At 66.6% G+C, this 14181-nt stretch carries 15 protein-coding genes; 9 read left to right on the top strand and 6 right to left on the bottom strand.

Going from position 1 to position 14181, the window contains the following annotated elements; all coding sequences use genetic code 11:
• Positions 1-21 precede the first annotated feature (21 nt).
• A complete protein-coding gene (locus IEY07_RS09155) occupies positions 22-777 on the bottom strand; it encodes a DedA family protein (protein ID WP_188894917.1) in 756 nt (251 codons plus the stop codon).
• Positions 778-786: 9 nt separating this feature from the next.
• Positions 787-1773 carry a phosphotransferase family protein gene (locus IEY07_RS09160; RefSeq protein WP_188894918.1) on the bottom strand — a complete coding sequence of 329 codons (987 nt, stop codon included), beginning with the start codon at positions 1771-1773 and terminating at the stop codon, positions 787-789.
• Positions 1774-1826: 53 nt separating this feature from the next.
• Between IEY07_RS09160 and IEY07_RS09165 the strand changes: the two genes are divergently transcribed.
• The 5 genes from IEY07_RS09165 to IEY07_RS09185 all read left to right on the top strand — a co-directional run bounded on the left by IEY07_RS09165 (position 1827) and on the right by IEY07_RS09185 (position 7158).
• A complete protein-coding gene (locus IEY07_RS09165) occupies positions 1827-2339 on the top strand; it encodes a flavoprotein (RefSeq protein ID WP_188894919.1) in 513 nt (170 codons plus the stop codon).
• Between the two features lie 219 nt (positions 2340-2558).
• Positions 2559-3614: an NAD(P)-dependent alcohol dehydrogenase gene (locus tag IEY07_RS09170; protein ID WP_188894920.1), complete on the top strand. Its 1056-nt coding sequence runs from the start codon at positions 2559-2561 to the stop codon at positions 3612-3614.
• 6 nt (positions 3615-3620) lie between these two features.
• A complete protein-coding gene (locus IEY07_RS09175) occupies positions 3621-5444 on the top strand; it encodes a glycoside hydrolase family 15 protein (protein WP_188894921.1) in 1824 nt (607 codons plus the stop codon).
• A 47-nt stretch (positions 5445-5491) separates the two neighbouring features.
• Positions 5492-6862, top strand: a complete 1371-nt coding sequence (locus IEY07_RS09180) for a glucose-6-phosphate dehydrogenase (RefSeq protein WP_188894922.1) — start codon at positions 5492-5494, stop codon at positions 6860-6862.
• 104 nt (positions 6863-6966) lie between these two features.
• Complete coding sequence (locus IEY07_RS09185) at positions 6967-7158, top strand: NAD(P)-dependent oxidoreductase (protein WP_188894923.1); 192 nt, start codon at positions 6967-6969, stop codon at positions 7156-7158.
• Here IEY07_RS09185 and IEY07_RS09190 read toward each other — a convergent pair whose 3' ends face one another.
• Together IEY07_RS09190 and IEY07_RS09200 are read right to left on the bottom strand one after the other, a co-directional pair.
• A complete protein-coding gene (locus IEY07_RS09190) occupies positions 7159-7905 on the bottom strand; it encodes an SDR family oxidoreductase (protein WP_188894924.1) in 747 nt (248 codons plus the stop codon). It lies immediately after the preceding gene.
• 232 nt (positions 7906-8137) lie between these two features.
• Positions 8138-8821, bottom strand: a complete 684-nt coding sequence (locus IEY07_RS09200; RefSeq protein WP_229669886.1) for a Pr6Pr family membrane protein — start codon at positions 8819-8821, stop codon at positions 8138-8140.
• 158 nt (positions 8822-8979) lie between these two features.
• Here IEY07_RS09200 and IEY07_RS24670 point away from each other — a divergent pair, with 158 nt between their 5' ends.
• Entirely contained in the window at positions 8980-9621 is a 642-nt protein-coding gene (locus IEY07_RS24670; protein WP_373288822.1) for an HNH endonuclease family protein, read from the top strand.
• A gap of 18 nt (positions 9622-9639) precedes the next feature.
• On the opposite strand, the gene IEY07_RS09210 is transcribed toward IEY07_RS24670, so the two are convergent.
• Positions 9640-10632, bottom strand: a complete 993-nt coding sequence (locus IEY07_RS09210) for a ketopantoate reductase family protein (protein WP_188894926.1) — start codon at positions 10630-10632, stop codon at positions 9640-9642.
• A gap of 161 nt (positions 10633-10793) precedes the next feature.
• Here IEY07_RS09210 and IEY07_RS09215 point away from each other — a divergent pair, with 161 nt between their 5' ends.
• Positions 10794-11450 (top strand): TetR/AcrR family transcriptional regulator, encoded by a 657-nt coding sequence (locus IEY07_RS09215; RefSeq protein WP_229669887.1) that lies wholly within the window; start codon positions 10794-10796, stop codon positions 11448-11450.
• Here the strand turns inward: IEY07_RS09215 and IEY07_RS09220 are convergent.
• Positions 11404-12636, bottom strand: a complete 1233-nt coding sequence (locus IEY07_RS09220; protein ID WP_188894928.1) for an alpha-amylase family protein — start codon at positions 12634-12636, stop codon at positions 11404-11406. The genes IEY07_RS09215 and IEY07_RS09220 overlap by 47 nt on opposite strands.
• A 69-nt stretch (positions 12637-12705) precedes the next feature.
• Here IEY07_RS09220 and IEY07_RS09225 point away from each other — a divergent pair, with 69 nt between their 5' ends.
• Both IEY07_RS09225 and IEY07_RS09230 read left to right on the top strand, forming a co-directional pair.
• The gene (locus tag IEY07_RS09225; RefSeq protein ID WP_188894929.1) at positions 12706-13317 is read left to right on the top strand and encodes a TetR/AcrR family transcriptional regulator; all 612 of its coding nucleotides are present in this window, start codon (positions 12706-12708) and stop codon (positions 13315-13317) included.
• 309 nt (positions 13318-13626) lie between these two features.
• Positions 13627-14139 (top strand): hypothetical protein, encoded by a 513-nt coding sequence (locus tag IEY07_RS09230; RefSeq protein WP_188894930.1) that lies wholly within the window; start codon positions 13627-13629, stop codon positions 14137-14139.
• Positions 14140-14181 lie beyond the last annotated feature (42 nt).

Here is a 14181-nt window from a genome sequence, read left to right on the forward strand (position 1 = left end):
GGCCTGCCCGGAGGTGGGCCGTCAGCGGTCGTGCTGGGTGGGCTTCGGGGATCGAGCGGTACGCATCTCCGGTTGGCGGGGCTGCGGCAGCGGGATCGACGGGGCGCTGTCGACATCGATCTCAACCGGCTGATGGGCCTTGTGCAGGTAGGTCAGATCGGTCAGCACATCGGAGGCCGCCTCGATCTGCGACGGTGGCAACTCGGTGCCGGACCGGTGGGCCCGCTGCCACTGCACCAGCCGGATGACCTGCTGCACGATCACGCTCATGCAGACCGCGAAGGCGATGGCGATGACCATGCCGAGGATCGGATGGTCGGAGATCTTGCCGCCGAGGCTGCCGATGGTCGAGTAGATCAGCGCCCACAGGCCGCAGGCGACGGTGTCGTAGACGATGAATCTGCGGACCGAATAGCGCCCGAGCCCGAGGGCGATGATCACCGGCGCACGGCCGCCGGGGACGAGCCGGCCGGTGATGATCGAGCTGAAGGCGTTGCGGTGCAGCTTCTCCTCGGCCTGGTGGACCCGCTCGTAGTATTTGCGGCGTTCCAGCCACGGACGCAGTCGGTTGGCGCCGAGCCGTGCCTCGAGCAGCAGGATGGTGTCACCCAGCACCGAGGCCGCCCAGGTGACGAAGAAGATCAGGATGATGTCCAGCCGGGAGTTGGCGGCCAGCGCGGAACTGCCGCTGACCATTTCGCCGGTCGGTACGAAGGGGATCGCTGACCCGACGGTCACCGCCAGGAACAGCAGCAGGTGCCCTCGGATGTGGTCCACAAAGCAACTTTACGCGCGAGAGGCTCGGCTTCCGACTTCGGCCAGCGCGGCGTCGACGAAGTCTTGGTATTGATTCAGGAAGCTCTCCAGCCCGGCCGGATCCAGCCCCCACTCGGCCAGCCGCCCGACCGGGCGGGTCGCCGCGACCAGGTCCCAGTAGGGCTGGTCGGTGAAGTCGAGGTCGGCGAACGCGTCCCGGTAGCGTCGGGTGAAGTCCTCGCACGCCGTCCAGCCGTACGCCCAGAGCAGCTCGAGCCGGATGTTGGCCAGGTCGGAGCGTTGGTCGCCCCACGCGGCGTCCTCCCAGTCGATGACCGCCAGCAGCCGATCGGCGGCCCACATCGTGTTGCCCGGCCAGTAGTCGCCGTGCAGGATCCTCGGCGTCAGCTCCGTCCGGCGCGGCCACCAGTCGCCGAGCACCTGCCGGATCGCCGTCTCGCGCATCGGCTCGTCGGGCTCGGCAGCGGGCCTCGCCAGCCAGCGATCCACCCGGGCGGCATACGGCCGCAGCCAGCCCTGGACCGGGCCGGCGTCCAGCTGGTGCAGCCGGACCAGGACCTCGACCAGTTGCTCGGCCAGTGTCGGCGACCAGATCGGTGCGGGTCCGGCACCGGGCACGAAGCCGACCACTGCGTATGGGCCGTCGAGCAGTTGTGAGCTGTCGTCGGCCAGTCGCGGATCCGGCACCGGGATGCCGGCCGCGCGCAGCAACGACAGTAGCCGGGTCTCGGTGGCCGCCGGACGAGCGTCGGCGGCGACGTTCTTGGCGCCGTACTGGCGCACCACCACCCGGTCTGGGCTGCTCTGTGGATCATGATCGGGCCGGACGAGCTCCAGCACGGTGATCTGGGCGGACATCCCGCCGGCCAGTCGGCGGACCCTGGCCAACCGGGCCTGCGGATCCAGTCGGCGCGCGACCGGTGCGAACTGTGCTGCCAGTGCGCGCTCCGTGTCGCCAACGCGGTCATGCACGTTGTCGTCCACGTTGTCGTCCACGCTTCAATGTAACCGGCGGACCTGCTGGGAGCCGTACGCAATACGCTGCCGGTGTGCCGAATCTGGGAATCGTCGTCACCGGAGCTCCGCTCGCGGCCCGCACCGCGGACGTGATCGAGGCGGCCACCGCCGCAGGCTGGCAGACCTCGCTGGCGATCACCGAATCCGCTCGGCCCTGGCTGGATGGCGTCGACCTCAGCGATGTCGGCTACCGTGCGCCGGGCGCTCCCAAGCGGCCGCGACCGGACGCCCTCGTGGTCCTGCCGCTGACCTTCAACACCGGCAGCAAGTGGGCGCTGGGAATGGCGGACAACAGGCCCCTGAGCCTGCTGGCGGAGACGCTGGGCGCCCACAAGCCGATCGCCGTGGTGCCGATGGTGAACCGGGATCTGTGGGGCCATCCGGCCTGGCCTGGCCACGTGCGGACACTCACCGACGCCGGTGTGGTGATGGTCGACGCGGTTACCGGTGATCACGCCGCGCGGCCGCTGGAGTCCGACGACGTCGCCGAGGTCGTACGGCGCTTCGTCCCGGCCTGGCTGCTGGAGCCCCTATCGATGCGGTGAGCATGGCCCTGCTGTGAGGCAGGCCCGTGCTGTGAGCAGGCCCGTGCCGTGACCAGATCCGTGCCGTGAGCAGATCCGTGCGGCGAGCATGACCGTGCGGTGATCGGACAATGCGGAGCCTGTACGGCTCCGCTACCGCGGAGTAGCGTCGGCAACAGCCGTGAATGGCCCGATCACGCAACAGAGCCCGCGTTTCGTTAGGTCACCTAAGGAGCGGTTGTGAAATCGTTCGTCATGAAAGAGATCGGCTCGGTCGGTTTCATGGAGAAGCCGGTGCCGACTCCTGGTCCGAATGATGCCGTCATCCGGACCACGGCAGCCCTGATCTGCACCTCCGATTCGCATACCGTCAGCGGAAGCATCGGCGAGCGGACGAATCTGACCCTCGGCCACGAGGCGGTCGGCGTGGTCCACGAGGTCGGCAGCGAGGTTAGGCATTTCCGCCCTGGTGATCGGGTGCTGGTCGGCGCGATCACTCCGGACTGGGGAGATCCGGCATCCCAGGCCGGGCATTCCTCGCAATCGGGAAGCCCGCTGGGCGGCTGGAAATTCTCCAATACCAAGGACGGGATCCTGGCCGAGTATTTCCATGTCAACGAGGCTGACGCCAATATGGCGAAGATTCCCGACAGCGTTCCCGATGAGGTCGCCGTCTATTGCGCCGACATGTTGTCGACGGGATTCATGGGGGCCGAACACGGCAACATCCCGATCGGCGGCACGGTGGCGGTGATCGCCCAGGGACCGGTCGGGCTGATGGCCACGGTCGGTGCCCGGCTGCGCGGCGCAGGCCTGGTGATCGGCGTCGAGTCGGTGCCGCGGCGTCAGGAGTTGGCCAGGACCTATGGCGCCGACGAGATCGTTGACTTCAGCACCGAGGACGTCGTCGAACGCGTGTTGGAGCTGACGGGAGGACAAGGCGTCGACACCGCGATCGAGGCGCTCGGCGCGGATGTCACCTTCCAGACCTGCGTCAAGATCACCAAGGCCGGCGGCACGATCTCCAACATCGGTTACGTCGGCGAAGGGGAGTTCGTCCGGATCCCGCGCGAGGAGTGGGGCGTCGGTATGGCCGAGAAGACGATCACGACGGGCCTGTGTCCCGGCGGCCGCCTGCGGATGGAGCGATTGCTGCAGGTGTTGGAGAACAAGCGGGTCGACCCGACGCTGATGACCAGCCACACCTTCGGATTCGACGACATGGAGCGCGCCTTCGAGATCGCCGACCAGAAGCTCGAGGACGTGATCAAGGTCCTGATCACGTTCGAGGGCTGATCATCAATGCTCGATATCGATCCGGGCTTTCGACCGATCCGCCGGCATGATGGATATCTCGGGCTGGAGGACCTGGGACTGATCGGCAACGGTTCGACGACAGCGCTGGTCGGACTCGATGGCAGCATCGGCTGGATGTGCGTGCCGGCATTCGATTCCGATCCGCTGTTCGCCGGTCTTCTCGATCATGACCGGGGATGTGACTTCACGGTCGCCCCCGAAGGTCTGACCGAGGCCCGGCAGCGCTACGAGCCCGATACCGGTGTGCTGATCACCGAGTTGCGCGGGCCCGAGGGTGTGGTCCGGGTGACCGATGCGCTGGTGCTGCGGTCCGGTGCCGACCTCACCGACGACGCACCGGCCGGCCGTTCCGAACTGGTTCGGTCGGCGGTCGTCGTGTCCGGCCGGGTGCGGTTGCGGGTCAGACTGAATCCGCGCGGTGGTGCGCTGGCACAGCCGTCGCTGGACGGGCTTGCCGTCCAGGCCGCGCGGCAGCCGGGGCTGCGGCTACACCTGCGGGCCAACCGGGACCTGGCAGGGCTGGACGACGCGTACGATCTCGAGCAGGGCGAGCGTCTTGATCTTGTTCTGTCGTGGGGCCGGGTCCATCGCCACCATGCCTTGGATGCGGAGGCGACACTCCGGCAGACCACCGAGGCGTGGCGTCGGTGGATGCAACACTTCAGCTACGACGGGCCGCAAGAAGCGATGGTCCGGCGGGCCGCGGTCACGCTGAAACTCTGTGATCATTGGGAGAATGGGTCACTGGTCGCGGCGCCGACCTCGTCGTTGCCGGCACCTGTCGGCGGGATCCGCAACTGGGACTATCGCTACACCTGGATCCGGGATGCGTCCTACACCGTCTTCGCGCTGCGCCGGATCGGCTTCGTCAACGAAGCGGATGCCTTCCTGGGTTGGGTTTTGGACGCTTTCGACCAGAGCCGCTCCCCCCGGATCATGTACACCCTCGAGGGTGGCCCGGTTCCCGACGAATACGAGGATCCGGAGCTCGAGGGCTACCGCGGCTCGGCGCCGGTGCGCTGGGGCAACGGCGCCGCGGACCAGCGCCAGCACGACGTGTACGGCGAGGTGCTCGACTGTGCGGACCAGTGGGTCAGGTCCGGTGGCGTGCTACAGCCGGCTCTGTGGCGTGGGCTGAGCGCTCTGGCCGATACGGCCGGCAGGGCGTGGCGGGAGCCGGACCAGGGGATCTGGGAAGTCCGCAGCGAGGGCCGGATCTTCACCTATTCGGCAGGGATGTGCCAGGTGGCGCTGGATCGCGCGGCCGGGATCGGCGACCGGCTCGGGCTGGACGGGCCGGTCGAGCGGTGGCGGTCGGAGGCTGATGATCTTCGCCAGATGATCTTGACCCAGGCTTGGAACGCGGAGGCCAGGACCTTGTCGGAGCATCTCGACGGTGACGCCAGCGTCGACGCGAGTCTGCTGGCCCTGTCGCTGCGCGGCGTGGTACCGGCTGATCACCCGAAGATGGTCGCCACCGCGGCTGCGATCAGCGAACGACTGTCGGCCGTTGGCGGGCTGCTCTACCGCTATCGGCACGACGAGTCGCCGGACGGCCTGGCCGGCGACGAGGGTGCGTTCCTGTTGTGCAGCTTCTGGCTGGTCGACAATCTCGTCGGCCAGGGACGGCTGGACGAGGCCGAGGAGTTGTACGCGTCCCTGTGCGCGCGGGCCAACCCGTTGGGTCTGCTGTCGGAGCAGATCAATCCGACCACCGGCGAACTGGTCGGCAACTTCCCGCAGGCCTCCAGCCACATCGGGGTGATCGCCAGCGGCGTCACGATCGCCCGGGCGAGGGCAGCGCGATGATCGGGGAAGCAGCATGATCGGCGGTGCGGCATGATCGGCGGTGCGGCATGATCGAGAGGCTGCTGATCTTCGGTGCGACCGGTGACCTGTCGGCCCGCTATTTGCTGCCGGGCCTGGCCGCACTCCGCGAGCAGGGTCATCTCGGTGACGGCTTCCGGCTGATCGGCGTCAGCCGGGAGGATCGCAGCGATGATCAGTTCCGGAACTGGGTGGCCGAACAGCTCGATCGCTACGCTGCCGGCTACCCAGCCGAGGCCTGCCAGTTCGTGGCCGGAGTGTCGAGCTATCGAAGGGCAGATGTGACCGATCCCTCCGCGGTCGCACCCGCCGTCGCCGGCGATGGCCCGATCGCGGCCTACCTGGCGTTGCCGCCGTCGATCTTCGGCGCCGCCGTCACCGCACTGCACGGTGCCGGTCTCCCGCTCGGCAGCACCATCGTCCTGGAGAAGCCGTTCGGGGAGGACCTAGCGCAGGCCGAGCAGCTGAATTCGCTGCTGACCGGGATGATCGATGAGGAGTCGATCTTCCGCGTCGATCATTTCCTGGCGATGACGACGGTGCAGAATCTGCTCGGCACCCGGCTGGCGAACCGGATCATCGAGCCGATCTGGAACGGTGCGCACATCTCTGAGATCGAGATCATCTGGGACGAGACGCTGGCCCTGGCGGGCCGGGCCGGCTACTACGACGGTGTCGGCGCGCTGAAGGACATGCTGCAGAACCACCTGCTCCAACTGCTCTGTCTGGTGGCGATGGAGCCGCCGGTGAGCCTGGACGCTCGTGATCTTCGCGACCGCAAGGTCGACGTGCTGCGCTCGATCCGCCAACTCGACGATGCTGAGGTCCGGCAGCGGACCCGTCGGGCCCGATACAGCGCCGGCACGATCTACGGGCATCCGATCCCGGCCTACGTCGACGAGGACGGTGTCGATCCTGATCATGGCACCGAGACCTACGCCGAGATCGAATTGCAGATCGACAACTGGCGCTGGGCCGACACCGTGTTTCGGATGCGGACCGGCAAGGCCTTGGGCAACAATCGGATGGAGGTCGCCGTCCATTTCCGGCCGGTCCCGCATCTGCCGGCCGGCTTCGACGGCGACGTCGCACCCAACGTGCTGCGCTTCGAGCTGGATCCGGAAGGCGTGATCATCGAGCTGACCGGCATCGGCAGGCAGGTCCGCAGCCTCGCCCCGATGAAGCTGACCGCCGAGCTGGACCAGCCGGCACTACCGGCTTACGGACGGCTGCTGCTGGACGTCTTCGAACGCAACGCGACGCTGTCGATCCGCGGTGACGAGGCCGAGGAATCGTGGCGGGTGATGGAGCCGGTGATCACCGCCTGGGCAGAGGATCGCGTACCACTGGAGGAATACCCGGCCGGATCCGATGGTCCGGCCCGATCGCGACTGCGCTGATCGGCGCGTTCACCAACGACGGCGGGATCGCGACACCCGAAAGGGCATCTGGCACTGGCAGTCCGGAGCTCCGATCCGTCGGCGCCGGGCAGCACCCTCGGGCTGTGTCCTTCGGTGCCATCGCCAAGGCTGTCGGCGTACGGGCTGCGGGCTTCGGGATGACGATCATTGCCCATGACCCCTACCTGTCGCCGGAGGAGATCACCGCCGGCGGCGCGCGGCGGGTGTCCTTCGACGAGTTGATCACCGAATCGGACTGCACTGTCCCCGGTCAACGCCGACAGACTCGGGTCTGATCAGTCGAAGGTACGACCGCCGTTGACGGACAGCCGCTGCCCGGTGACGAACTTCGCCGCATCGGAGGCCAGGTAGCTGACCGCGCCGGCGATGTCCTCGGGCTTGCCCATATGGCCGAGCAGCACGTCGCGCCGGTAGCCGGCAGAATTCTCGTCGCTGACCACACCGTGACGCTCGACCGGGATCCAGCCGGGAGCGACCAGGTTGACGGTGATCCCGTACGGACCCAGCTCGCGCGCCCACGAGCGGGTCAGGCCGAGCTGGGCGCCCTTGGCCGAGACGTAGTTGCTGAAGTTGGCATTGCCGATGTCGAAGACCTCGGAGCCGATGTTGACGATCCGGCCCCAGCCGCGCTGCTTCATGCCGGGCAGGAATGCCTTGGTCAGCAGCAGCGGGCTTTTGACGAAGAATCGCAGCTGGTCGAGCATGTCCGACCATTCGAGTTCCTCGATCGGGCGCATCGGCTGCGGGCCGGTGGCGTTGAAGACAAGGACGTCGGGCTCCCCGAGGCTGGAGCTGATCGCGTCCTTCAATTCGGCGACAGCCGTCTCGTCGGTGACGTCGGCGGAGAACGTTTCCGCGACTCCGCCGCCGGCGACAATCTTCTCCTTGAGCTCGCGGGCTGCGTCGTGACTGCTGGAGTAGTTGATCGCGACCCGGAATCCTTGCTCAGCAAGGGATTCGGCGATGGCTCGGCCCAGGCCGCGAGAGGCGCCGGTGACCAGCGCGACATGATCGTGGGACATGTCGTGAACTGTAGTGCGCCGGCCCGGCGGGGCTCTCAGCGGGATCGCTGCGGGCCGGCGTTCCCGCGGGAACGTCGCAGGCCGAGCACCAGCAGGATGACGCCGATGATCGCGACTACGAGTCCGATCCAGAACCAGGTCCGGTTGTCGGACATGCCACTGCCGTGGATCAGGTTGCTGCCCTGGCCGATCCACAACAGGCCGACGAGGATGGCGATGATGCCGATTCGGATCAGCGACTATGGACCAATGGCGGCAGCCGGTCGAGGAACCGGAAGATCACTCCGATCACGGCGGCACCGACCAGGATCAGCAGGACGTTGAGTGCCGTCCTCGGGTAGCCGAGCTGGGTAACGTCCAGGAACGGATAGGGGTACCACCCGCTGATCGCCCCGTGGATGAGGGTGTACGCGATCCAGGCTGCCGGCCAGATGAAGGCGGCCGGGATCGTCACCCAGCTGACCCGGGGACGCGGACCGACGACGAGCCAGACGACCAGGGTCAGCCAGGGGCAGATGTAGTGCAGCAGGGCGTTGGCGATGAAGTCGGCACCCTCGGGATGGACCAGCGGCGCGAGGATCGTGGCGAAAACGATGCCGGTGATCAAGATCGCAAGTAGCGAGTCCAGCCGTACGACCCGCCAGATCGTGCCGTCGCGGGTCGGGCGCAGCATCAGGACGACGGAGGCGATCAGGACCAGGATGTTGCTCTGGACGGTGAAGTAGCTGAAGAACCGCAGCAGCCTGACACCGACCGGGATGACCGTGGTGTCCGCCGAGTTGACGTCGGCACCGCTGGCGAAGAGCAGGACCAGGCTGAGGACGAGTCCGGCCGCAGGAACGGCCGCCGCCACCGCATGCAGGACGCGGCCGAGCCGCTGTCGTCCGACCGCGAGTTCCACCGGCGCAGTGATCACGAAGCCATCATCGCCGACGAACCGTGATCGGGCAGGACCTTCGTCCTGAGGCGGGCGAAATCTCTTCGGACCGGGTCTCCGCAAGTCAGGATGGGAGAAACCTACGCGAAAGGCTCCCAGCCTGCGATCTGACCCACAAGCAGGTCAACGGCTGCCTGGTGCTGAATGGCACGCTGCAGGATCCGTACACCGGCAAGACGATCCACTCCCAGCGTGGCGAAGGCACGTCATCGGCGGTCCAGATCGATCATGTGGTGGCCGAGTCGGACGCCTGGCAGACCGGAGCCCAGCAGTGGTCAGCTGACAAGCGGCTGGACTTCGCGACCGACACCCTGAACCTGTACGCCGTCGACGGCCCGACGAACGACTCGAAGGGCGACGGGGACACCGCCACCTGGCTGCCGCCGAACAAGAGCTTCCGTTGCACCTACGTCGCCCATCAGGTTGCGGTGAAGAAGAAGTACGGACTCTGGGCCACCACGGCGGAACGCTCCGCGATGGTGAGGGTGTTGTCGGGCTGCCCGACGATGAAGTTGCCGAAGCGGGCCGCGATTCCGTCGCATCCGGCGGCCACACACAAGCCGGCGCACAAGTCGGCGCCGAAGCCGCATCACTCGTCGTCCGGCGGCGGGAGCAGCTCCAGCAACTCGAACACCTCCAGCGGTGGATCGACCACGAATGTCGTTCACCCCGGCTCGTTCTGCGCCCCTGCCGGCGCGACCGGTGTCACCGATCGCGGTACGCCGATGGTCCGTACGACAACCGCGACGGATTCGCGGAACCGCTGGCGGAGCGGGTAGCCGGCGTCGCGGCGACGATCATGATCCGGACATCGCCGAGCGCAGTTCCTCGGCGCGGTCGTTGATGATCGGGAACCTGCTCGCCGCCTCCTCCAGACGCGGGACGGCAACGCCGTAACGGCGGGCCGTTGCCAGGACGTCACCGGCGTAGGTCGCGGCCGACTCCGGACGTCCCGCGGCGCTGTGATCAACCTGCTCCATGATGAAGCGAGGGATACCACCGGCACCGAGGACTTGCTTGAGGATCCGGGCGATCAGCCTCGGCGCCAGGAATTGGACGATCCGTTCGGTGGGACCCGGCTGCCCACCCTTCATGATCATGACCGGAATCAGTTCGCGGGCGATGCGGGCGGCTTCGGCCAGCTCGGCACGGGAGTTGAGCACAGCCGAGAATGAGCCGGTGTAGAGAGCGCGCGTGGCGAGCGCGGTGTCGAGCAGGAAATGGGACCACAGCCAGCTGCGGAAGTCCTTTGACACCATGACGGTGAATCCCGCCCGGCGGAAGAGATTGCGCACTTGGCGATGCCGGGCGGTGGTCGACGAGCCGTCGATGTCGCCCAAGAACATGGTTCGCAGCAAGGCGCCACGCAACTGTCCGTCGGTGAAGCCGCCGCCACCGCCGGGAAAGCCCCACACAACGTGGTCGGACGGCAACGCTGTGATCGCGTCGGCCGGTTCGGTCCAGACGTTGTTGAAGATCAGCACGGTCGCGTCGCCGACCTTGTCGCGCAGCACCCCGAGCGCCGCGTCGAGTTGATCATGGTTGACGCTGACGATGATCACGTCGTAGTCGTGTCCGGCGTCGATCCGTTCAATCAGAGTGGTCGGCCACTGCTCGTTGATCTTGGTGCTGCGCAGCCGGCGTCCGTCGCGGAGTTCCAGCCTGACCGACGGTCCCAGCAGCTGAGCCTTACCGGGGCGTACGTAGAACTCGACCTGGTTGCCGGCATCGGCCAGCGCCCAGCCATAGATGGTCGAGATCACGCCTCGGCCGAACATCAAGATCTTCATCGGGCTCCTCCGGGATTCGTGGCGTCCAACGGCGGGACGACGTACGCTCAACTGGAAAGCTCGTTCCAGTTCTCGCTGAACGGTAGTTGCGACAAGGGGGCGAGCGAAGGGCAGCTGCGGAAGTGAGAACGATGGGTGATCGACCGGCTCAGATAGCTCCCGTGGACGGCTTGCGGTCTGACGCCCGACAGAACCGGGACCGGATCGTGACCGCCGCCGCGGAGGCATTCTCCGAGCGGGGACTCGACATCCCGATGGCGGCGATCGCACGCCGCGCCGGAGTCGGGGTGGCGACGCTCTTCCGCCGGTTCCCGACCAAGACCGACCTCGTCGAAGCGGTCTTCTCCCACCAGTTCAGTGCCTGCGGTGATCTGCTCGAGGAGGCGATCGACGATCCGGATCCGTGGCATGCATTCTGCACGCTGCTGGAATCCGTACGCCGGATGCAGGTTGCCGACCGAGGCTTCGCCGAGGCGCTGATCGCCGCCGGCTCACCCGGTGACGAGATCGACGAGCGGATCGTCTTCACCGAGCACGGAATCGCTGTCCTGCTGGAAAGGGCGAAGGCGACGGGGCAGTTGCGGCCCGATTTCACGTTGAGTGATCTGGTCGTCGTCCTGCTCGCGATCAGCGGCATCGCGACAGGCCCGCAGGAGTTCGCCGAGGCCGGTTCCCAACGTCTGCTCAGCTACCTGATCGAGTCTTTCGCGACCCAGCCCGGAGCGGAGCGGCGGGTGTTGCCACCAGCGCCGTCCGCCGGCTATTCGACGATCACGGCTGCAACCAGAGGACGTGACCGTCGGCGCTCCGGATCGTGACGGTCGGGCTGGCATCAAGATCGATCTCGACATCGAGATGATCATGGCCATCTGACGCGGTCGCCCGGTAACTGAGCCGTACGTTGTCCTGACTCAGCGTCGTGGTCCTGGCGGACACCAGCCAGGGGTGTCGACGTCGAAGGCCGATGAGGTCCTGATGGGCGCGGTAGATGGTCTCGCCCCAGCCTGCGAGCTGAGCGGGTGTCTCGGGAAACTCAGGGCGGATCGCGTCGTCGCCGCCCAAGCGTTCTTCCTTGATGCCGGTGAACCCTTGTTCGTCGCCGGCGTAGATGCCGCCGACGGTCAGCAGGATCGCGAGCGCGGTGATCGCGGGGTCCGGTCCGAGGGTGCTGGCGATGCGGGTCACGTCGTGGTTGCCGATGAACGTGTTCGGGGTGAAGTCGGCCAGGAAGCCGTTGTGTCGCGTCAGTGCCCAATCCAGTTCGAAGAGGTTGCGGTCGTTCAGGCTGGACCAGATGGCCTTCCACAGCTCGTACTGGGTCACCGCATCGACACCCGAGGACTGGACGAATCCGGGATAGTCGCCGTGGATCACCTCGCCGAGGAACCAGGCATCGGGATGATCCGTACGGACGCGGGGGAGCACTTGCGCCCAGAAGGCAGGATCGACGGAATACGCGGCGTCCAGCCGCCAGCCGTCGATCCCGCGGTCCAGCCAGTGGTTGAGCACGTTGGTCACGTAGTCGGCGGAAGCTGGGGAGGCGTGATCGAGACGTGCCAACCCCTCGTGTCCCTCGAACACCCGAGGTGCCGGTCCGTCGGCGGCGTCCCAGTCGATGTCGAACAGGGCAGCACCGGCGCTGTCGGGTCCTTCGTGCAACGCACGCAGGAGATCGGGATGGTCAGCAGAGACATGGCTGAAGACGCCGTCCAGGGCCACGCGCAGGCCGCGTTCCCGGCAGGCGCTGATCAGATCGTCGAAATCCTGGTCGCCACCAAGGCGCGGATCGATCCGGAACTGGTCGAGGCTGTCGTAGCCGTGGGTGCGTGAGGCGAAGACCGGCCCGAGCAGCAAGCCGGAGACACCCAGGTCTCGTGCGTAGTCCAGCCATGCGAGCAGACGTCGCAACCGTGGTCCGGGAGTCGCGTCATGATCGCGGATCGGCGCGCCGCAGAAGCCCAGCGGATAGACGTGCCACCAGATCGCATAGTCGACCCAACCCATCGCAGACTCCTACTGAATCGAATTCACTAACGTTAGTGATGCTAGTTCAGTAACGGTAGGCTGGGCAACATGGCACGTACGGACCGGCAGCCACGGACCCGCCTGGCGCCGGACTCGCGCCGGGCGGCGATCCAGGACGCGGCCGCCGAGGCGTTTGCCACCCATCCGTACGCCGAGGTGACCATCTCGGCGATCGCTCGGCAGGCGGGCGCATCGGACGCGCTGCTGTATCGGTACTTCTCCGGCAAGGAGGACCTGTACGCCGAGATCGTGCGGCTGTCGATCGACCGGCTCATTACCCAGCAGGCTGCTGCCCTGGGAGCTCTACCGTCAGGGGTGCCGGTACGCGACCGGCTTCGAGAGGCCGCACAGGTCTATCTCGATCACATCGCCACGCATCCTGACGCGTGGGCGATGCCGCTGCGTAGTCCCGGCACCGAGCCGGCGAGTGCGGCCGCCATCCGGCTGGCGGCCTGCCGCGACTATGTCGAACGGTTGAGGCAACTCCTGGCACCGAGCGCGCAACTGCGGCACGAGTACGCCCTCTGGGGCTACTTCGGATTCCTCGATGCCGCGTGCCTGCAGTGGGTCGAACGTGGCTGTCCCGACGATGACCGGCAGGCTCTGATCGATGCAGTGCTCGGTGCGCTGGAAGGGGCGCTCGGCGACTGGGCTGCCTGAATCGTGAGGTTCTTGCCGGAGAGCCAAGGCACCAAGTGCCCGATTCCGCTGGCTCCGAGACGAGAGAAGGCCAATCCCGCAAATCAACGACCACCAAAAGGGCGCGGAGAATTCAAAGGACCCCTGCGCCTCGGTAGTCGGCAGCGTCGGTGGGAGAACGGGCGGCACCAGCTCAGTCATGGATGTGTCGTGAGGCGCCGCCCGCAGCCACGCTGTCTGATCGGAAGAAGGGAATTACTTTCGAGTCATCCGATAGTCGTGCCAGGGACGGTCCCGGTCAGGCAGAATGCGAGCGTGAGAGTGTGGTTGATGGTCAAGCCGCGTTGGTTTCTGGCGGTTGTTTATGGATTGCTGTTCGGTCTGCCGTTCGGTCTTCTGATGGGGCTCCAAGAGCATGACTCGGTGGTGGGTTTGATCGATGGTGTAATCGGCGGAGCCTTTTTCGGTCCGGCAATGACTTTGACGCTGGGGCCGATTCAGAGCGGCCTTCTGGCCTCAGCCGGGTCGCTGCCGCCGGAAGAGCGTCTTGCTGCTGTTCGGGCGGCGAGCCGGAGCCCGCGCCCGACGGATCCGCCCGCCGTGATTACTGGTGCCCGTCGGGTTGTGGAATACCGCCTCGGCGAGGTTCGTCGGCAGCAACTGGCCGTATTCGGATTTCTTGGCGCCTTTATCTTGCTGGGCCTCGCCGCTGCCGTGCTCGAGAGTGGCTGGTGGTTTCTGGTTGTCGGTTTCTGGGTTATCCAAGGCGTGCTGCGTCTGATCCTGCCTAGTCGTCTGCGCCGTCGCCTGCAGTCCTACAAGGCCGTCGAGGGTGGCGCTTGAAGTTGGTCTGGGCTGCCGATTGACGCTGATCGAAGCATTCAC

Source organism: Microlunatus endophyticus (genome assembly GCF_014646195.1).
Lineage (GTDB): Bacteria > Actinomycetota > Actinomycetes > Propionibacteriales > Propionibacteriaceae > Microlunatus > Microlunatus endophyticus.

Coding starts and splice junctions, on each gene's coding strand:
- IEY07_RS09175 (WP_188894921.1), top strand. CDS start 3,621: ATGCTCGATATCGATCCGGGCTTTCGACCGATCCGCCGGCATGATGGA.
- IEY07_RS09180 (WP_188894922.1), top strand. CDS start 5,492: ATGATCGAGAGGCTGCTGATCTTCGGTGCGACCGGTGACCTGTCGGCC.
- IEY07_RS09190 (WP_188894924.1), bottom strand. CDS start 7,905: ATGTCCCACGATCATGTCGCGCTGGTCACCGGCGCCTCTCGCGGCCTG.
- IEY07_RS09210 (WP_188894926.1), bottom strand. CDS start 10,632: ATGAAGATCTTGATGTTCGGCCGAGGCGTGATCTCGACCATCTATGGC.
- IEY07_RS09220 (WP_188894928.1), bottom strand. CDS start 12,636: ATGGGTTGGGTCGACTATGCGATCTGGTGGCACGTCTATCCGCTGGGC.
- IEY07_RS09225 (WP_188894929.1), top strand. CDS start 12,706: ATGGCACGTACGGACCGGCAGCCACGGACCCGCCTGGCGCCGGACTCG.
- IEY07_RS09230 (WP_188894930.1), top strand. CDS start 13,627: ATGGTCAAGCCGCGTTGGTTTCTGGCGGTTGTTTATGGATTGCTGTTC.